We start from the raw sequence: 18,591 nt of genomic DNA, 5'->3' as shown, positions 1-18,591 counted from the left end.
GACACCGTGCGGGATGTGTCCAGGGGGCGGCTCGCGGGGACCTCGTCGGGAGAGGTGCCGGCCGTCTCCTGGGACCTTCGACCCACGGCGACGAGGGGTGCACTGGCCGTTGATTGGGGTGTGAGCCACGACGGGAGTCAGCACGCGCGCCGCACGGACGCGCGAGACGCTCTCGCGACGGCGCTCAAGACCCGGCTCCGGTCCGAGCCGCTGGCCAGGGTCACGGTCACGCACCTCACCCAGGACTGCGGGTTGACCCGGCAGGCGTTCTACTACCACTTCCACGACGTGCCGGAGCTCGCCGCGTGGGTGTTCGAGACCGAGGTCGCGGAGCAGGTGCGCGTGTCGGCCCATCACGACGCGTGGGCGGACGGGCTGGTGCGGCTGATGGGGTACCTGCGGGACAACCGGTCGTCGACGACCGCGGTCCTCGACGGGCTGGGCCGAGCAGGGCTCGAGCGCTTCCTGTTCTGGCAGATGAGGCCCGTGACCGCGGCCGTGGTGGAGGAGGTCGGCGGCGGGGGTCCGGCGAGCCCGGCCGACCGCGCGCTGGTAGTCGACTTCTACACGTCGGCCGTGCTGGCGGTGCTGCTGCGGTGGGTCTCGGACGGGATGGTCGGGGACCCGTACCGGCTCGTCGGCGACGTGGAGCTCATGCTGCACGGCTCCGTGCGGGAGTCCGTCGCGCGGCTGGACGCCCGGGCGCGCGCCCCACACGGACGCGCCTAGCCGCTCAGGGTTGGTCCGGCATCTCCGTCGGGGTCATGTAGTCGCTCAGCCATTGCTGCGTCTCGGCCGAGAGGCAGTCCGTCTCCCACATCGAGGCCAGCGCGATCCCGGTGAGCGGATCGGTGCCCTCGCCCAGGTCGGCCAGGCGGTACTCCTGCGGGACGGCGTCAGGCTCGAACAGGCGCTGCATCCCCCAGCGAGCGTGCTCGTCGGCGGTGATGAGCTCGCTCAGCCGGTCGTACGTCAGCAGAGCGATCGGGTCCTCGACGGGGCGCCTGTCGAAGTAGGCCGGGTCCACGGCCAGCACCTGCTGGACGTACGCCGCGCGGCACGCGTCCGATCCGGGCGCCGGCCCGTCGGCGGGCTCGCTCGGGTCCGCCGACGCGCTCAGATCGGTGTCGGGCGACGGCGCGGGCTCCTCGGAGACCGCCACGGGGCTGGGGCTCGGCGGCGCGGTGTCCTGGCTCGCGCCCACCGCCGTGCTCTGGCAGCCGGCGAGGAGCACCACGGAGACGACCAACGAGATGTACGCGGCCGCTGCGCGCAGGTGAGTACTCACACATGCCCCCTCACAGGGCCTTCGTACGGGCCCGACCCGGTGGTCATCGGCACGAGGGTCGAGTCGCCGGATGCGGCACTCGGGTGACGCGGTCAGACGCGGTCTCCGGACGGTCTTCCACTTCCACCTTCACGTCGTCCCCCGCTACGCAGGAGACGGCTGGACGATCGTTCCCGACGCGGTGGAGCGCGCGAGGCGCTCCTCGACAGCGACGCGCAGGCCATCAGGGCCGCGGTCGCGTCCACGGAGGCCACCGATAGTGTCGTCGACCGTGTGGATCTATGAGCCGGGGTCGTCGATCCAACGGTTCGAGGTGCTGCACGAGCAGGTGTGGATGCAGCATCCGGTGACCGTCGTGTCCGACGACGGCGCAACCCTCGCCGTCCGCCTCGATCCCGGCTCCGGCTTCACGTTCCCTCCGCACCCGTTCGGGGCTCACCCGTGGAGCTCGCACGCCGCCTGGGGGTCCACGGTGGTGCTCCAGCTCCATCGGACCGGTGATCACTACGGCGTCTGGAAGTTCTTCGACCGCGCCGGGACGTTCCTGCACTGGTACGTCAACTTCGAGGCGCCCATCGTGCGCGGACGTGAGGGGTTCGAGACCGATGACCACGGCCTGGACCTGATCGTCCACCCCGACGGCCGGCGCGAGTGGAAGGACGTGGCTGACCTCCACTGGCAGCGAGTCACGGGCCGCATCGACGAGGGAACCGTGGGCCGTGTGCTGGCGGCGGCCGCCGACGTGACCGCGCAGCTGGACGCGAACGCCCACTGGTGGAGCCGATGGGACGGCTGGACACCATGACCACACCGAGCCATGAGCCGGCCGACTACAGCTGCCCCTTCTGCCTGCTCCAGCTCGGCGTCGTGAGCGAGCACAACCAGCCGAGCGACGTCGTCGCGACCACGGAGCTCGCTCTCGCCCGGATCTCGCCCAAGTGGTGGCCCGCCAACCCAGGGGCGGCGCTGGTGATCCCTCGGGAGCATCACGAGAACGTCTACGACCTTCCGCGGGCGACCGGGCACGCCGTGTGGGACCTCGTTCAGCAGGTCGCGGTCGCGATGCGCACGGCCTATGCGTGCGACGGCATCTCGGTCCGGCAGCACAACGAGCCGGCGGGCGGTCAGGACGTCTGGCACCTCCACGTCCACGTCTTCCCGCGCTACGACGGCGACCGTCTGTACGAGCGCGACCTCGAGGCCCGATGGGTCGCCGCCGACGAGCGTGCACGGTACGCGCGAGTGCTGGCTGCCGAGCTGGATCGTCTGCGCGACCATCCGTAGTCAACCCGCTGCGGTTCGATCAGGGACACTGGGTGGCAGCAACCTGAGCGTCGACGAGGAGTCACCGTGCCCGAAGGAACTGTCCGTTGGTTCGACGCCGAGCGGGGGTTCGGCTTCCTCTACCTCGGGGACGGGGTCGACGACCTGTTCGTGCACGCGTCCGAGATCGTCGGCAACGACGACGTCCTCCGCGAGGGGCAGGTCGTCGAGTTCGAGCTGGGCGAGGGGGACCGCGGCCCACAGGCACGCCGCGTCCGGATCACCGGCGACCAATCCCCGGACGCACTCCTGGGCGTGCTCGGCACCGTCTCCTGGTACGAGCCGGGCAAGGGGTACGGCTTCATCACGCCCGACGGCGGTGGCGCGGAGATCTTCGTGCACAGCTCCGCCATCGTCGGGGGCGGCGTGATCTCGGACGGGCAGCGGGTCGCGTTCCTGGTCGTCGAGGGCGACAAGGGGCCGCAGGCGGACCACCTGCTGCCGCTCGGTGCGGACGCGATCGGACGACCGCGGGCGTCCGACGGGGCGGACGGCACGGTGTCCTGGTACGACGCGGAGAAGGGTTTCGGGTTCGTCACCCCCGACTCGGGCGCCGAGGACCTCTTCGTCCACGTCCGGGCGCTGCCCGCGGGAGTGAGCGAGCTGTCCGAGGGTGATCGCGTGACCTACGACGTCGGCACGAGCGAGAAGGGGCTCCAGGCCCGCAACATCCGGATCGTCGGGGGCGCCCCCGCGGCGCCGGCGCGCGGTCGGTCCGGTCCCCCGAGAGAATCCGGCGGTCCTGTGCGCGGCGGCGAGGGCGTGGTCGCGCGCTACGACGCGGAGCGCGGCTTCGGCTTCATCACCCCGGATGCCGGGGGCGATGACCTGTTCGTGCACGTGTCGGTCGTCAGGGGCGCCGACGCCCTGGAAGAGGGCGACCGGGTCCGGTACCAGGTGCGCCAGAGCGACCGGGGACCGCAGGCCGACAGCGTCGAACGGGTCTGAGCCGGCCCTAGAGAACGACCTCGACGACCTTGCGGATGGCGAAGTCGCCGCTGCGGATCTCGACCTCTTCGCGCGCCACCAGGACTGCTGAGCCGTGGTCGACGCGGTAGGAGACATCCCGGGTGTCCGGCAGGAGGACCAGCTCGGAGTCGCTGCGGCCATCGCAGCGGAGCTGCCGCTCGAGGTCGGCGATCGCGCGACCGAGAGACTCGTCGACGTCGACCTCGTACCCGTCCGACGGTGCAGCCTCCACGGCGTCGACCACGGCGACGGTCCGGTCGGAGATGGTGCACACGGTGCCCCCGGCATCGAGCGTGACGCTCACGTGACCGTCGTGGCCTCGGGCCATCGGCGTCCCGTCGTACAGCTGCCGGAAGTGGGCGGTGAAGTCGGCGACGGCCGTCTCGGTCTGGTCGCCGTCCCGGCTCGCGCCGCCGTGCTCGGTCACCGTGAGGGCGTCGAGCACCAGCTCGGTGTCCAGCTCCAGCGATCGGACCGTCCGCTCGGCGATCTCCCTGGCGGCGTCCACGTCGATCGGTCGGGCCCAGCGGTCCGGCTCGGCCAGGAACGCCTCGTAGGAGCCGTCCGGGGACAGGACGAGGCGTGGGCCGACGAGGGCGTCGCCGCCGTCGTCCCGGTGCTCGGGATCGGGCGACGCCGCGGACGCGATCCACGGCCGGAGCCCGAACCGGTCGCCCAGGTTCCGCGCGACCTCGTCGTCGACCGGCCGACGCTCCACCGAGAGGCGCATCGGCGACGGCGGGACCGTGATCGTGATGATGACCTCGATCACCGTCGGGCCGGCCCACCTCCACCAGTACCAGTTGTCGGAGACGGCGCCGCCGTGGAACAGGCGCTCGTTCCAGAGCCGGTCCTGTGCCTCTTCGGCGGTCGCGCCGCAGGCGGTGGACGACGGCCGGTGGTTCGTCAGGGTCGAGAACGCAGCGTCCTGCCACGACTGGCTGAACGACTTCCCCTTGTTCCACTCCCGGAAGAACCCGGCGCCGAGTCCACCCACGTCGTAGGTGAGCCCGTCGAAACCGAAGATCATCCGCGCGCCCTTGTTCGGCTCCGCCCAGGTGCGCCAGGGGTTCTGGCCCCCCTGCATCTGGAGCGAGTCGCACCCGTGGAGCATCAGGTAGCGCAGGCGCTGGTCGCCGAACGACATCCGCGTGGACTCGGCCAGGAAGGTGTTGTCCCAGGTGCGGCCCATCGCGGCGACGTAGCGGCCGTCCGCCGCCATGCCCATGTGCGTGTAGGTGTGGAGCACACGGACGGAGTCCATGCCGAGGCTGTCCTGCCAGTTGTCGTACTCGCGGTTGAACCGCCACTCGCGCACGTCGTCGTCCTGCGCGTGGAAGTTGACCCCGCTGAACTGTCGGACGTAGTCGAGGAACGCCTTCACGTCTCCGTGCGGAGTGCTCAGTGCCGCGTCCCCGTTCGGGAACGCCTGGACTGAGACGCCTGCGTACATGTTGTCGGCCACTGTTCTCCCCTGATGGTTCGTGGTCCGCACGGTGCGGGCTGCACAGGGGAGGAGCGCGACCGACGACGGGTGATACCCCGGATCCTCAGGCAGCGCTTCGCACTGCATGGCGCACGGAGATCACGCCGTTGTCGAACCGTCGGTGGTCCAGCAGCTCCAGGTCGAGTCGTACGCCCCGCGGCAGCGCCGGCTTGCCGCCGCCGACGAGCACCGGGCACAGCAGCAGCACGCACTCGTCGACGAGCCCGTGCCGGAACGCCTCAGCCCCGAGGGTCGCGCCGCCGATGCTCAGGTCCGAGACGGACGCCTCCTTGAGCCGTCGTACCGCCTCGGGGTCGAACTGCCGCTCGATCCTCGTCCGCGCCGTCGACACCTCATCGAGCGTCGTGGAGTAGACGACCTTGTCGGCGTCGCGCCAGATCCCCGCGTACTCGCGCACCACGGCTGGTTCGCTCGTCAACCAGTCGTCGGTCTCCCAGACGCGCATCGTCTCGTACATGCGGCGGCCGTAGAGCGACGTGCCGATGTGCCGCTCGTGCTCGTTCCAGAACGCGTGCACCTCGTCGTCGGGTACCGACCAGTCGAAGGAGCCGTTCTCGTCCTCCACGTAACCGTCGAGCGAGATGTTGGCTGCGTAGATCAGCTTGCCCATGAGTGCCTCCGGCCGGACGGGGACCCAAGGTGTGCCGCACGAGACTGGCCACCCTGGAGGTCGTGGTCAGGAACCCATGATGGCGTCGATGATGCCCTGCTGGGTCACCGTCGCGGTGCGCCGGTCGAACAGCGCGAACCCGTACTGGCCGTTGTAGCCGTTGTCCCAGTAGGCCGTGGCCGCGCCGTACTTCTTCGCCGTCGCGACGAGTGTGCGGGCGTAGTCGGCGCGGTACCTGGTGTTCGTCGAGTCGAACGCCGTCTTGTCGATCGAGCCGTACTCCCCGATGAACACCGGGTAGCCGTTCGCGGCGAACTTGTCGTACATCTTCTTCAGCTGGGCGTCCATGAAGTCCTGCTGACCCCAGGTCGACTTCTTCGACGCATTGGTCGCATTCGGCCCCCACTGGGTGATGGTGCCGTCCTCGGTGCCGGTGAAGTCCCACGGGTCGTAGTAGTGGGCGGAGATCATGAGGCGCTTCTCGTTGCTGGGGACGGCCGACGACCGGTACTGGTCGGTGGGCACGACGAAGCCGTAGCTGCCGGCGGTGTAGTCGATGTTGGTGTTCCAGCCCGGCACGAGCAGCCACCGGGAGGTGTTGTTGCCGCCGGTCTGGCGCACCGTGTCGACGAAGATCTGGTTGTACGCGTTGATGTTGGAGTAGCACGGCTGGGTCGGGTTGCCGTACTGCCCGTCGAAGTTCTCGTTCATGGACTCGAGGATCAGTCGTCCGCCGTAGCCCTGGAACTTCGTCGCCACCTGCTGCCAGACCTTCTGGTACTTGGCCTTGATCGTGTCCTGCGAGGACGCGTCGCAGATGAGCCAGGAACCGCTGACGCCCTTGTAGCCGTCGCCGTGCATGTTGATGATCACGTACAGCCCGCGGTCGTAGGCCAGGTTCACGACCTCCTGGACCCGGCCGAGCCAGGCGGAGTCGACGGTGTAGCTCGGTGCAGAGCCGATCTTGCCGAGGTAGGAGACCGGGATCCGGATCGTCGTGAAGCCGGCGGCCTTGACCCGGTCGAGGAGTGCAGATGTCACGACCGGGTTGCCCCACGCCGTCTCGCTGGGGATGCCGTTGGCGTTGGCCTCCAGCTGGTTGCCCAGGTTCCAGCCCTTGCCCAGGCTGGCGATGAGCTGTCCGGCGGTGCCCGTGATCGGGCCGGTGGTGGGCGAGGGCGTCGGCGTGGGCGTCGGCCTCGGTGACTGGGACGGCGTGGCCGACGGCGACGTGGTCGGCGTGCTGCTCGGCGTGACCGGGCTCCCGGTGCACGCGACACCGTTGAGGGTGAACGCGCTCGGCTTGGGGTTGGTCCCGGAGTAGGTGCCGTTGAAGCCGAACGACGCGCTGCCGTTGGTGGCGACGGACCCGTTCCACGCGGCGTTGCGCACCGACACCGCGGCCCCGGACTGGGTGACGGAGCCGTTCCACAGCTGGCTGACGGTCTGCCCGGCGCCGAAGGAGAAGCGGAGGTCCCAGGCGGTGATCGGGTCGCCCAGGTTGGTCACCTGCACGTTCGCGCCGAAGCCGGTCTGCCACTGGTTGGTCACCGTGTAGTCGACCCGGCAGCCGGCAGCGGCGCTCGCCGGGCTGGTGAGGGCGACTGTTCCGGCGACGGCGACCAGGGCGGCCGTGGCCATGGTCAGCACCTTGCGTAGTGACAGCACGGGGGGATCCCTCTCAGGAACGGCAGCGTCGATGGGCCGTGGCGACCCAGGCTGCGGAGGGGCAAGCCCACCAGACGGGCGTCGTCCGCACAGCCGTGTGAAGCGATTCGCGCCCACGACACGGCGTCAGCTGATCGTCGCGCACCTCACCGGTGGTGTCGGCCGCACCCCGGCTTGATCGGACCCAGCGCCGAGTTCACCGCGGCCGCGTAGGCCTCGTAGCCCTCGACGGTGGGGTGGAACGCTCCCGGGTCGGTCGGCCCCAGGATCCACGCGTCCGGCGAGTTCGCTCCGTGGCCGTCGAAGCGCGTGCGCACGTCCACGAACTGGAAGCCGGCGCGGGCGGTTGCGGCAGCGATCACGGTGTCGAGGGTGTCGGCGGCGGCGTTGAGCGTGCTGAGCTCCGCCGACGAGGCGGCGAGGTAGTCGCCGTACTTCGGCGAGAACAGCCGCGGGTAGCCGGTCACCACGACGCGGGCGTTCGGGGCGGCTGCGGCGACCTGGGCATACACCGTGTCGAGCAGGGCCGGGAGCTGGCCCGTGATCCGAGCGTCGACGAGGCCGACCGCTCCCGCGCACTGGGCGTCGGTGCCGCCGAGACAGGCGGTGACCGCGCCCGACCAGCCGATGTCGTTGCCGCCGACGGTCAACGTCACCAGGTCGGTGTCGGCGTCCAGCGCGGCGAGCTGACCGCCGGTGACCAGCGAGGTCGTGGTGGCGCCCGCGCAGGCGACGAAGTCGTCGAGTCGAAGACGGTGGCGCCCGTCGAGCTGCACGGCGTAGGCGCTCTGAGAGCGGCCGCACTCGGCGTAGGGCGGGACGCCGTACCCGGAGGCGTACGAGTCGCCGAGGGCGTCGTAGACGACGCGCGACGCAGCAGGCGGCGCAGCGCTGGCGACGGAGCCGGCGGAGCCGACGAGGGCGAGCGCCGCGATCAGGGCCAGGACCGCGGACCGCACCGTCCGCAACGTGCGCAACGTGCGCTTCATCTTCGCACCGTAGCCACATCGCCCGCAGCGCGCCGGACGAGACGACCTACCCCAGAGCGGCGGCTCCCCCGCCACCGCGGCGCCTCAGGCGGCGACGGCCGTCGACAGCTCGTGCTCGTCCTCCCACACCTGCAGCGTCCGGACCCGCACGGCGCACATCGTGGCGGCGACGGCGAACAGCCCGCCCGCAACGGCGAACGGCACCAGGTATCCCACGTGCGACGCGAGCAGGCCGCCGGCGACCGCACCCGCGGTCAGACCGATCAGGCTCAGCAACCGGCTCACCGAGCCCACTCGGCCCATCATCGCCGCGGGCGTCGCCTTCTGTCGGACCGAGGCGGCCATGACGTTCCACACCACCGCGTGCGCGATGTAGGTCGCCAGCGCGATCGCGACGACGACGACATTGGTGGTCAGCGAGATGACTAGAAACGAGAGCGCGCCGACGCTCAGGGCCGCCACGATCGTCCAGCCGTACCCGAGCCGAGCGCGCAGCCGGGTGGTGACGACCGAGCCCAGCAGCCCGCCGAGCGCGGAGAACGACAGCAGGAACCCGTAGCCGGCCGCGCTCAACCCCAGCTCGTGCGTGGCGTACAGGACGAGGTAGGAGAACGGGATCATGTACGCGACGGACGCGATGGCGCCCACGACGACGAGCAGGCGCACGACCTGGTGGTGCCACGTCCACACCGCCCCCTCGCGGATCGCGGCGACGACACCGGCGGGGCGCTGGGCATCCTCGTCCGGCGCGACGGCGTACGAGCCCCGCAGCCGCCAGTACGCGATCCCGGCGACGAGATAGGCCGCAGCCGTGAGCGACGACGGCGCGATGGCCGCCGCCGCGAACACGAACCCGCCCAGCGGCGGCCCGACGAACTCGTCCAGCACCGTCTGCGTGCCGGCGATCTGCGAGTTCGCGCGGTCGAGGCCGGCCGGTTCGACCGCCTGCGGCAGCACCGCGAAGGCGGCGCTGTCAGACACCGTCTCGACGATGCCCATCAGCGCGTACACGGCGTACAGCACGACGAGCGGCGCGGCACCGGTCGCCACGAGCGCCGCCAGCACCGCGAACATCGCCGCCCGCGAGAAGTTGGCGAGGTAGAGCAGCCGGCGTCGGTCGACCCGGTCGACCAGCACGCCGATGCCGAGCACGGAGAGCACCCGCGGGGCGGAGTACGCCACGGCGAGCGCTGCGATCGCGAGCGGGTCTTCCGTGAGCGTCGCCGCGAGCAAGGGCAGTGCGATGAAGGTGATCCCGTCCGCCAGGTTCGACGACGCGTTCCCGAACCAGATCCGGTGGTACTCACGCCCGAGGTTCGTCACCGTGCCCCTCAGCGGTTCTCCCAGGCCCATCGGGAGAGCATTGCACCGAGCGCCGGGCGCGAGGAGCTGTTCGGGGACCGGTGCACGGCCACGGCGGCAGCGTCCGGTCGGACGGCAGCGCCGACGTCCGACACGCCTCCTCGGTGTTCGTCGGGAACCGAGAACTCTCCGGACCGCCGTCACTCAGTAGGTCGCGACTGTCCTCGCCGGCGACTGGTGGCGGGCCGATCGAGTGCGGATAGCCTCTGCCGGTGGTCACCGACATCTACGGCGGCGTCGAGTTCCGTCACCCGCACCATGGCGCCGACTACTACGACGGTGAGCCGTGGGTGATGGCGGTCGACCTGTGGCCCCTACTCGAGAGTGGGGGGGCCGCCGGGGCGAACCCGGCGTTTGCGTTCCTGTTCGGGGCTCGCAACACGTACGGCTTCACCCCGATCGCCGAGCGGCGAGGGCTGCCCGATGACGCGTCGTCGGCGATCCGCGGCAAGTTGGAGCCCGACCTGGCCACCGGCGAGCTCGTCGGGTCGTGGGTCGCGTGGTCCGAGCTCGCGGACCTGGACCTTGGCGGCCCGTTCGGCCCGTTCGTGGCGTGGGTCGAGGGGACCAGGGACGGGGCCTCGTACCAGGTGGAGCTCGTGCGGGCGGGGTGGACGCCCGAGGACCTGGCGTACTGCGAGCCGCCGCCGGACCTCGCCGCACGCGCCCTCGACGGGCCTGTGGACTGGGCCTGGGACGGCAGAACCTGGAGGTTCACCCCGATGACGCTCGGGACCTACCTGGGTCCGGGGACGCCGTGGGGCCACGTTCTCGCGGTCATGCGCGCGTTGGCGGCGCGGTACGGGCCGAACGACGTGCGGCTGATCGCTGCCTTCGACTAGGGCCTGGCTGACACCCGCGTTGCGACGCGCGAGGCCGTAGGGACTCATGCGACTTGTCCGCTGCCCGGCGCTCTGACCGGGAGCTCAGCTTGAGCCGGCACTCAGAGACGATGGGGCCCGCGTTCGTCGTCGACCAGAACAGTCCCGGGTTGTGGCGCTGGCCGACGCACGACGGTGGCGCGCGCACCGGGAACCCGACGGTGACGCGACGCAGGGCGGTCTCCGACAGGGGGCGTCGTGCGTCCGTGGCTGTAGGAACTCATCCGTGTCGTCCGGAGACCAGCTCGCTGACCTGGGGTCGGACACGTCGTTGGGAAGCCCTCGCGTCTCACATAGTTGTCCAGATTCTCGGCCAGGTCCTCGGGGCCCCGAGTGCCGGCGTCCTGGCGACGGGTGGCGGTTGGCAGGGCCTGGGTGTGGCGGTCGCCGTCAACTCGATCGTCGTCGCCTCGCCTTGACCGCAGCACGACGTGCCACAGCACAATGACGTCGTCACCTCGTCGATCAGGAGACCACCCATGCAGCTCAGCCCCGGCTTGCACCGCATCGGCAGCGACATCGTGGCCTGCTACCTCGTCGTGACGGACGAGGGCAGCACCCTCGTCGACGCAGGACTGCCGGGTCATTGGAAGGACCTCGCGGCCGAGCTCGCCTCGCTGGGCCGTCCCCTCGACGACATTCGCGGGATCGTCCTCACGCACGGCGACAGCGACCACATCGGATTCGCCGAGCGCTTGCGGCGCGAGCAGGGCATCCCGGTGTACGTGGGCAGGGCGGACGCCGCTCGTGCGCGCGGCGAGGAGAAGACGTCGCCGTCCTGGGGAAAGCTCCGGCTGGGTCCGACGCTGCGCTTCCTCGGGTACGCGTCCCGCAAGGGCGGCCTCCGGACCAAGTATCTGAGCGAGGTCGTCCCTGTGGACGACGGCGACGTCCTCGACCTGCCGGGATCGCCGCGCGTCACCGCGCTGCCCGGCCACTCCCCGGGAAGCATCGCCGTCCACATTCCCGCCGTGGACGCCGTCTTCGTCGGTGACGGGCTGACCACCCGACACGTCCTCACCGGCGCGACCGGCCCGGCCCCGGCCCCGTTCACCGACGACCCGGTCGCGGCTCTCGACTCGCTCGATCGTGTGGCCGGGACCGAGGCGCGCTGGGTTCTGCCCGGCCATGGTTCGCCGTGGCACGGCGGCACGGCCGAGGCGGTCCGCAGGGTTCACGCGGCGGCCAGCAGCTCCTGACGGGGGCATAGCGCCCGCTGACGCCGGCGTCCACCAGGCTGAAGCCAAGACAACAGACCTGGTGATCGAGGCCCACGGCCTCGTCAAGCACTTCGGCGAGACGAAGGCGCTCCAAGGCGTCGACCTCGCCGTCGCTCGGCCCGGCCGGAGCTCGTCGACACCCATCCACTCCCGAAGCAGACCGTGGTCGGTGGTCCTGGCTGTCGGTTCCACGCTGCACCACGTGGTCCACGCTCGGGCGCGCGGGTCGCGACTCTCGAACGTGAGCACGCCCCCGTCTCGGAGCGCACGGTGAATGGCCGACGGCGTCCGCTCCCATGCGGGGTCGGGGATGTGCTGCGCGACGTTCCCGGACATGACCGCGAGATCACATGGTCCTGCGGGGATGTTCCGGGAGTCGCCGAGTATTCAGGTCACCCTCGTTGCTGCCTGGGCGACCTGCGGCGTAGGTGAGCATGGTCGTCGACGGATCGATGCCGACGACTCGTCGATCCGGACGGACGAGACTGACGGTCAGCAGCCCCGTGCCACACCCCACGTCCAGGATCTGAAGGTGCTGGCGACTCAGCCTGCCGTGCTGATGACCAGGCCCTCGACAGTCACCTCGACGATGCAGGCCGCGAGGTCGGGCACGACCACGTGCGCTGCGCTCAGGTCGTGGGCCGGGTGGGAGGTGGCCACCCCGAGCACGTGCGCCCCCGCTGCACGTCCCGCCTCCAGGCCGGCTGGTGCGTCTTCTACGACGAGGCACCGGCGAGGGTTGACGCCGAGCTGGCGGGCCGCGTTCAGATATCCCTGCGGGTCAGGCTTGCCCAGCCGGACATCCTCTGCCGCTACCAACACGTCGGGCACCGGCAGCCCGGCGGCGGCCAGCCGCGCACGCATCAGCAGTTGCGACCCCGACGTCACCGCGGCCCATCGATCGGACGGGAGGCGCGACAAGAGGTCTCGCGTGGCGGGGAGCGCGATCACGTCATCGAGGTCTGCCATCTCCAGCCGCTCGAGCTCAGCGACCGCCGCGGCGCGTTGGTCGCTGGGCAGAAACTCGGCCACCGTGTCCTCCGAGCGGCGCCCGTGACAGACCCGGAGGACCTCCACGGCGTCGATCCCCCGGGCAGCGCACCACGCCCGCCACGTGCGCCCGACCGCAGCGGTCGAGTCCACCAACGTCCCGTCGATGTCGAACAGGATCGCGTCCACCTCAAAGCGCATGCGTAGCAACCTACGGGCGTTGCCCCCGGGAACATCGCGAGGCCTCACGCCCCCCTGGGCGGTAGTGACGCCTCCGAGCGTCGTCTCGGGCGTCTCCGCAGGGCCGGGACGTCCGTGTGTCGACGGCGAGGGAATGTCTCGCGGTTCGCCAAGGTTGAGCCCGACAGACTCAAGTTCAACCGTCTCGAGTTTGCGCATGGCGCGACGCCGACGCAGACTTGAGCCAGCCGGACTCAAGAGCGGTCCTCCACGGACCACATGAACCCCGCACGACACGAAAGAAGGCACACACATGGCACGAGCAGTCGGCATCGACCTCGGCACCACCAACTCGGTGGTCGCAGTCCTCGAGGGCGGCGAGCCCACGGTCATCGCCAACGCCGAGGGGTCGCGCACGACGCCGTCGGTGGTCGCATTCTCCAAGACGGGTGAGGTGCTGGTCGGCGAGATCGCCAAGCGCCAGGCCGTCACCAACGTCGACCGCACGATCTCGTCCGTCAAGCGCCACATGGGCACGGACTGGTCGCAGGCGATCGACGACAAGAAGTACACCGCGCAGGAGATCAGCGCGCGGGTGCTCTCCAAGCTCAAGCGTGACGCGGAGGCCTACCTGGGCGAGCCCGTCACCGACGCGGTCATCACCGTCCCGGCGTACTTCAACGACGCCGAGCGCCAGGCCACCAAGGACGCCGGCGCCATCGCGGGCCTCAACGTCCTGCGCATCATCAACGAGCCCACCGCAGCCGCCCTGGCCTACGGCCTGGAGCGCGGCAAGGAGGACGAGCTCATCCTCGTCTTCGACCTCGGTGGCGGCACGTTCGACGTCTCCCTCCTCGAGGTGGGCAAGGACGACGACGGCTTCTCGACGATCGAGGTCCGCGCGACCTCCGGCGACAACCGGCTCGGCGGCGACGACTGGGACAACCGGATCGTCGACTTCCTGGTCTCCGAGGTGAAGAACTCGACGGGCGTCGACCTGGCCAAGGACAAGATCGCCGTGCAGCGTCTGCGCGAGGCGGCGGAGCAGGCCAAGAAGGAGCTCTCGTCCGCGACGAGCACCAACATCTCGCTCCAGTACCTGTCGATGAGCGAGAACGGCCCGGTCCACCTGGACACCAAGCTCACGCGCGCGCAGTTCCAGCAGATGACGCAGGACCTGCTCGACCGCACCAAGGAGCCGTTCCGGTCCGTCATCCGTGACGCCGGCATCCAGCTGTCCGCGATCGACCACATCGTGCTCGTCGGCGGCTCGACGCGTATGCCGGCCGTCAGCGAGGTCGTCAAGGAGCTGACCGGCGGCAAGGAGCCCAACAAGGGCGTCAACCCGGACGAGGTCGTCGCCGTCGGTGCCGCTCTGCAGGCCGGCGTCATGAAGGGCGACCGCAAGGACGTCCTGCTCATCGACGTCACCCCGCTGAGCCTCGGCATCGAGACCAAGGGCGGCGTGATGACCAAGCTCATCGAGCGCAACACGGCCATCCCGACCAAGCGCTCGGAGATCTTCTCGACGGCCGAGGACAACCAGCCGTCGGTGCTGATCCAGGTGTTCCAGGGCGAGCGTGAGTTCGCGCGGGACAACAAGCCGCTCGGCACGTTCGAGCTCACCGGCATCGCGCCGGCGCCGCGTGGCGTGCCGCAGATCGAGGTCACGTTCGACATCGACGCCAACGGCATCGTGCACGTGTCCGCCAAGGACCGCGGCACCAACAAGGAGCAGTCGATGACGATCACCGGCGGCTCGGCCCTCCCCAAGGAGGACATCGAGCGCATGGTGCGCGAGGCCGAGGAGCACGCCGCCGAGGACAAGGCGCGTCGCGAGGAGGCCGAGACCCGCAACTCCGCCGAGCAGCTGGTCTACTCGACCGAGAAGCTGCTGGTCGACAACGCGGACAAGCTGCCCGACGACGTCAAGACCGAGGTCCAGGCCGCGGTCGGCGAGCTCAAGACGGCGCTCGAGGGCACGGACCTCGACGCGGTCAAGGCCAAGCACTCGGCCCTTCTCGCGGTCAGCCAGAAGATCGGCGAGGCGATCTACTCCGCCGAGAACATGGCGGGCTCCGCGCCGGCCGACGAGCAGCCCACGGCTGACGCGTCGTCCGACGAGGACGTCGTGGACGCCGAGATCGTCGACGACGAGGACGAGGCGGCGTCGAAGTGACGTCCGGGACCGAGGATGCGGGCGGTGACCTGACGCCCGAGGAGCAGATCCTGGCCGACGCCGAGTCCATCGCGGCCTCGGCCGAGGAGGAGGTCGTCCTCGAGGGTCTGGTCGAGGCGGAGAAGCTCGCGGCGGAGCGTCTGGACGAGCTCCAGCGCTCCAAGGCGGCCTACTACAACCTCGAGCAGCAGTACTCCGGGTTCGTGAAGCGGTCGAAGGCCGACGCCCTCGCCGCCCACGACCGCGGGGTGCACGAGATCGTCGAGGCGCTGATCCCGGTGCTCGACGACATCGAGCTGGCTCGCCAGCACGGTGACCTGACCGGTCCGTTCCTGCCCATCGCGGAGAAGCTCGATGCGACCCTCGGTCGCTTCGGGGTGACCCGCTACGGCGCGGTGGGGGAGCCGTTCGACCCCGCGATCCACGAGGCGCTCATGCACTCGCACGCCCCGGACGTCTCGGAGTCGACCGTGCAGATGGTGCTCCAGCCGGGGTACCGCACCACCGAACGGATCATCCGGGCGGCCCGCGTCGCGGTCGTGGACCCCGAGGCGTAGAAACCCCAGTAGCGTCCGAGCAGATGCAGGCCAGAACCTGCATCTGCTCGGACGCTACGAAGATCGTGGAAGGAGGCGGCGTGACCGGACAGGACTGGCTCGAGAAGGACTTCTACTCCGTCCTCGGCGTGCCCAAGGACGCCGACGCCGCCACCATCAAGAAGGCGTACCGCAAGCTCGCGCGCCAGATGCACCCGGACCACAACCCCGGCGACGCCAAGGCGGAGGCGCGGTTCAAGGACGTCGGCGAGGCCTACGCGGTCCTGTCCGACACCGAGCAGCGCGGCCAGTACGACCAGCTGCGCGCCATGGCCGGCGGCCCCCGGTTCACCTCCGGCGGCCGCGGCGGCACCGCCGGCTTCGAGGACGTCTTCGGCGGCATGTTCGGGGGCCAGCAGGGCGGCGGTCGCGTCCGGTACTCCAACGCCCCCGGGGGCTCCGCCGGGTTCGAGGACCTGCTCGGTGGGCTGTTCGGCAACGCGGGCGGCGGGTTCGCCCCCGGTCCGCAGCAGGGCGCCGACCTGGCCACCAGCGCCACCCTCCCGTTCCGGCAGGCGGTCGAGGGATCGACCGTCTCGCTCGTGGTCGAGGGTCGGACCGTCAACGCCCGCATCCCCGCCGGCGTCCGCGACGGCCAGAAGATCCGGCTGCGCGGCAAGGGTCGGCCCGGCGAGCGTGGCGCCCCCGCGGGGGACCTGGTCATCACCGTGCGCGTGACGGCGCACCCCGTCTTCTCCCTGGACGGCGACAACCTGCGCATCACGGTCCCCGTCGCGTTCGACGAGGCCGCGCTGGGCGCGACGGTCGAGGTGCCGACGCTCGACGGGTCGACTGTCCGCGTCCGCGTGGCCGAGGGCACCCCGTCCGGACGCGTGCTGCGCGTCAAGGGCAAGGGCGTCCCGGGGACCAAGGGCGATCTCCTCGTCACGGTCCAGGTCGTCGTCCCGCAGCGGCTCAACGCTGCCGCCCGCGAGGCCGTCCAGGCGTTCGGCATCGCCACGTCCGGTGAGGACGTGCGCGCGGACCTGCTCGCGGCGGCGAAGAAGTAGTCATGGCCGGCGAGGACGCCAAGGTCTATGTCATCTCGGTCGCCGCCGAGCTGGCCGGCATGCACCCGCAGACCTTGCGCCAGTACGACCGGCTCGGCCTGGTCAGCCCCAGCCGCGCGAGCGGCCGCGGCCGCCGGTACTCCCTGCGGGACATCGCCACCCTGCGTGAGGTGCAGCGGCTGTCCCAGGACGAGGGCGTCAACCTGGCGGGCATCAAGCGGATCCTCGAGCTCGAGGCGGAGCTCGAGGGGTTGCGACGCCAGATCGAGTACCTGCGCGCGTTCGTCGACCCCGGCCGCCGCATCTTCACCGCCGACCCACGCGGCGACGTGGTCGCGGTCAACCGCACGGCAAGCCGCAGCCGCCGCGCGACGACCACGGCCGACCGCGCGGCAGTGGTCCTGTGGCGCCCCAGCTCCCGCTGACCTGACTCCTCGCGGGTCGGCTGCCTACACTCGGCGCCGTGACGATCGACCTCGGCATCGACCTCGACAAGGCCCGGCGTGACACGCCCGGCGTCGACCACGTCGCGCACCTGAACAACGCCGGCGGTGCCCTGCGCCCGAGCGTCGTGACGGACACGGTGATCGCGCACCTGCGGCGCGAGGCGGAGATCGGTCCGTACGAGGCGGAGGCAGAGTCCGCCGACCGGGTCGCTGCGGTGTACGGCTCGGTCGCGCGGCTGGTCCACGCGCAGCCCGACGAGATCGCCCTGGTGCAGAGCGCGACCGCCGCCTGGAACGTGGCGTTCTCCTCGCTCCCGCTCGCCAAGGGGCAGCGCATCCTCACCGCGCGCACGGAGTACATCAGCAACGCGATCGCCCTGCTCCAGGCCTGCGAGCGCACGGGCGCCACCCTCGAGGTCATCGAGGACGACGAGCACGGCCAGGTCGACCTCGACCAGCTGGAGCGCCGGCTCGACGACGACGTCGCCCTCGTCGCGCTGACGCACATCCCGACCGGCGGCGGTGTGGTCAACCCCGCCGAGGCGGTCGGTGCGCTCACCAGGAACGCCGGCGTCCCGTTCCTGCTCGACGCGTGCCAGTCGGTCGGCCAGCTCGACGTCGACGTGACCGCGATCGGGTGCGACCTGCTCGCCGCCACCGGCCGCAAGTTCCTGCGCGGCCCCCGCGGCACCGGGTTCCTCTACGCGTCGCGCGCCATCACCGAGCGGCTGGTCCCGCCGGTCCTCGGCCTCGGCGCGGCCACGTGGACCTCGCCGACGACCTGGGAGGTGGTCCCGGGCGCCCTGCGCTTCGAGACGTGGGAGCGGTCGATCGCCGACAACCTCGGGCTCGGCGCGGCGGCGGACTACGCGCTCGCAGTCGGGCTGCCCGCGATCGAGGAACGGGTCATAGCGCTCGCGGACCGGCTCCGCGAGGCGCTCGCTCAGACCCTCGGCGTCACGGTCCGCGACAAGGGCGTACGCCGGTCGGGAATCGTCACGTTCACCGTCGACGGCATGCGGGCCGACGACGTCCGCGCCCGCGTCGCCGCTGCCGGGGTGAACGTGAGCGTCACGCGGATCTCGTCGGCCCAGCTGGACTACGGCGTCCGCGGCCTGACGGAGGTCGTCCGCGCGAGCCCGCACTACTACACGTCCGACGACGAGCTGGACCGCCTCCTGGCCGCCCTGCGCTGACCGGGACGTCCGAGCATCTGGCTGCCCTGGCGCTCACTTCCTCGGACGCTGTGCTCGGAGAACTGCGACGTCCGAGCATCTGGCTGCCCTGGCGCTCACTTCCTCGGACGTCCCGCCGACACCTTCCGTGTCAGCCGCGTGTCGGTGGGCTGTCAGCGGGTTCCTCCAGCCTGGGGG

The 18,591-nt window shown here is 70.8% G+C and carries 19 protein-coding genes; 11 read left to right on the top strand and 8 right to left on the bottom strand.

Annotated features, from left to right (window positions below):
• Positions 1-120 precede the first annotated feature (120 nt).
• On the top strand, positions 121-729 hold the full coding sequence (locus tag ACO06A_RS06820; protein ID WP_421735270.1) for a TetR-like C-terminal domain-containing protein: 609 nt from the start codon (positions 121-123) through the stop codon (positions 727-729).
• 4 nt (positions 730-733) lie between these two features.
• Here the strand turns inward: ACO06A_RS06820 and ACO06A_RS06815 are convergent, their stop codons facing one another.
• Positions 734-1,288 carry a hypothetical protein gene (locus ACO06A_RS06815; RefSeq protein WP_421735269.1) on the bottom strand — a complete coding sequence of 185 codons (555 nt, stop codon included), beginning with the start codon at positions 1,286-1,288 and terminating at the stop codon, positions 734-736.
• A gap of 271 nt (positions 1,289-1,559) precedes the next feature.
• Between ACO06A_RS06815 and ACO06A_RS06810 the strand changes: the two genes are divergently transcribed.
• The 3 genes from ACO06A_RS06810 (at position 1,560) to ACO06A_RS06800 (ending at position 3,559) form a co-directional block, all read left to right on the top strand.
• A complete protein-coding gene (locus tag ACO06A_RS06810; RefSeq protein WP_421735268.1) occupies positions 1,560-2,093 on the top strand; it encodes a DUF402 domain-containing protein in 534 nt (177 codons plus the stop codon).
• Positions 2,090-2,572 carry an HIT family protein gene (locus ACO06A_RS06805; RefSeq protein ID WP_421735267.1) on the top strand — a complete coding sequence of 161 codons (483 nt, stop codon included), beginning with the start codon at positions 2,090-2,092 and terminating at the stop codon, positions 2,570-2,572. The genes ACO06A_RS06810 and ACO06A_RS06805 overlap by 4 nt, the downstream gene beginning before the upstream one ends.
• Before the next feature lie 66 nt (positions 2,573-2,638).
• Entirely contained in the window at positions 2,639-3,559 is a 921-nt protein-coding gene (locus ACO06A_RS06800; RefSeq protein ID WP_421735266.1) for a cold-shock protein, read from the top strand.
• A gap of 7 nt (positions 3,560-3,566) precedes the next feature.
• On the opposite strand, the gene ACO06A_RS06795 is transcribed toward ACO06A_RS06800, so the two are convergent.
• The 5 genes from ACO06A_RS06795 to ACO06A_RS06775 all read right to left on the bottom strand — a co-directional run bounded on the left by ACO06A_RS06795 (position 3,567) and on the right by ACO06A_RS06775 (position 9,707).
• Complete coding sequence (locus ACO06A_RS06795; RefSeq protein WP_421735265.1) at positions 3,567-5,045, bottom strand: DUF6345 domain-containing protein; 1,479 nt, start codon at positions 5,043-5,045, stop codon at positions 3,567-3,569.
• 85 nt (positions 5,046-5,130) lie between these two features.
• Positions 5,131-5,697: a dihydrofolate reductase family protein gene (locus tag ACO06A_RS06790; protein ID WP_421735264.1), complete on the bottom strand. Its 567-nt coding sequence runs from the start codon at positions 5,695-5,697 to the stop codon at positions 5,131-5,133.
• Positions 5,698-5,763: 66 nt separating this feature from the next.
• Complete coding sequence (locus tag ACO06A_RS06785) at positions 5,764-7,338, bottom strand: cellulase family glycosylhydrolase (protein WP_421735263.1); 1,575 nt, start codon at positions 7,336-7,338, stop codon at positions 5,764-5,766.
• A gap of 173 nt (positions 7,339-7,511) precedes the next feature.
• Entirely contained in the window at positions 7,512-8,354 is an 843-nt protein-coding gene (locus ACO06A_RS06780; RefSeq protein WP_421735262.1) for an SGNH/GDSL hydrolase family protein, read from the bottom strand.
• A gap of 84 nt (positions 8,355-8,438) precedes the next feature.
• Positions 8,439-9,707, bottom strand: a complete 1,269-nt coding sequence (locus ACO06A_RS06775; protein WP_421735261.1) for an MFS transporter — start codon at positions 9,705-9,707, stop codon at positions 8,439-8,441.
• 221 nt (positions 9,708-9,928) lie between these two features.
• Here ACO06A_RS06775 and ACO06A_RS06770 point away from each other — a divergent pair, with 221 nt between their 5' ends.
• Positions 9,929-10,558 carry a hypothetical protein gene (locus tag ACO06A_RS06770; protein ID WP_421735260.1) on the top strand — a complete coding sequence of 210 codons (630 nt, stop codon included), beginning with the start codon at positions 9,929-9,931 and terminating at the stop codon, positions 10,556-10,558.
• A 518-nt stretch (positions 10,559-11,076) separates the two neighbouring features.
• Entirely contained in the window at positions 11,077-11,796 is a 720-nt protein-coding gene (locus tag ACO06A_RS06765) for an MBL fold metallo-hydrolase (RefSeq protein ID WP_421735259.1), read from the top strand.
• Positions 11,797-12,163: 367 nt separating this feature from the next.
• Here the strand turns inward: ACO06A_RS06765 and ACO06A_RS06760 are convergent, their stop codons facing one another.
• The gene (locus tag ACO06A_RS06760) at positions 12,164-12,334 is read right to left on the bottom strand and encodes a class I SAM-dependent methyltransferase (protein ID WP_421735258.1); all 171 of its coding nucleotides are present in this window, start codon (positions 12,332-12,334) and stop codon (positions 12,164-12,166) included.
• 26 nt (positions 12,335-12,360) lie between these two features.
• Positions 12,361-12,996, bottom strand: a complete 636-nt coding sequence (locus ACO06A_RS06755) for an HAD family hydrolase (protein ID WP_421735257.1) — start codon at positions 12,994-12,996, stop codon at positions 12,361-12,363.
• A 304-nt stretch (positions 12,997-13,300) separates the two neighbouring features.
• Here ACO06A_RS06755 and dnaK point away from each other — a divergent pair, with 304 nt between their 5' ends.
• The 5 genes from dnaK to ACO06A_RS06730 all read left to right on the top strand — a co-directional run bounded on the left by dnaK (position 13,301) and on the right by ACO06A_RS06730 (position 18,414).
• Positions 13,301-15,166: a molecular chaperone DnaK gene (gene dnaK, locus ACO06A_RS06750; RefSeq protein ID WP_421735256.1), complete on the top strand. Its 1,866-nt coding sequence runs from the start codon at positions 13,301-13,303 to the stop codon at positions 15,164-15,166.
• A complete protein-coding gene (grpE, locus tag ACO06A_RS06745) occupies positions 15,163-15,723 on the top strand; it encodes a nucleotide exchange factor GrpE (RefSeq protein ID WP_421735255.1) in 561 nt (186 codons plus the stop codon). Before dnaK ends, grpE begins: the two co-directional genes overlap by 4 nt.
• 80 nt (positions 15,724-15,803) lie before the next feature.
• The gene (locus ACO06A_RS06740; protein ID WP_421735254.1) at positions 15,804-16,772 is read left to right on the top strand and encodes a DnaJ C-terminal domain-containing protein; all 969 of its coding nucleotides are present in this window, start codon (positions 15,804-15,806) and stop codon (positions 16,770-16,772) included.
• A gap of 2 nt (positions 16,773-16,774) precedes the next feature.
• Complete coding sequence (locus ACO06A_RS06735) at positions 16,775-17,197, top strand: heat shock protein transcriptional repressor HspR (RefSeq protein ID WP_421735253.1); 423 nt, start codon at positions 16,775-16,777, stop codon at positions 17,195-17,197.
• Positions 17,198-17,235: 38 nt separating this feature from the next.
• A complete protein-coding gene (locus tag ACO06A_RS06730) occupies positions 17,236-18,414 on the top strand; it encodes an aminotransferase class V-fold PLP-dependent enzyme (RefSeq protein ID WP_421735252.1) in 1,179 nt (392 codons plus the stop codon).
• The last annotated feature ends 177 nt before the right edge of the window (positions 18,415-18,591 follow it).

This window comes from Cellulomonas sp., assembly GCF_965229465.1.
Taxonomy (GTDB): Bacteria; Actinomycetota; Actinomycetes; order Actinomycetales; family Cellulomonadaceae; genus Cellulomonas.
Note: the sequence above shows the minus strand (reverse complement) of the source record. Positions and strands in the feature narration are given on the sequence as shown.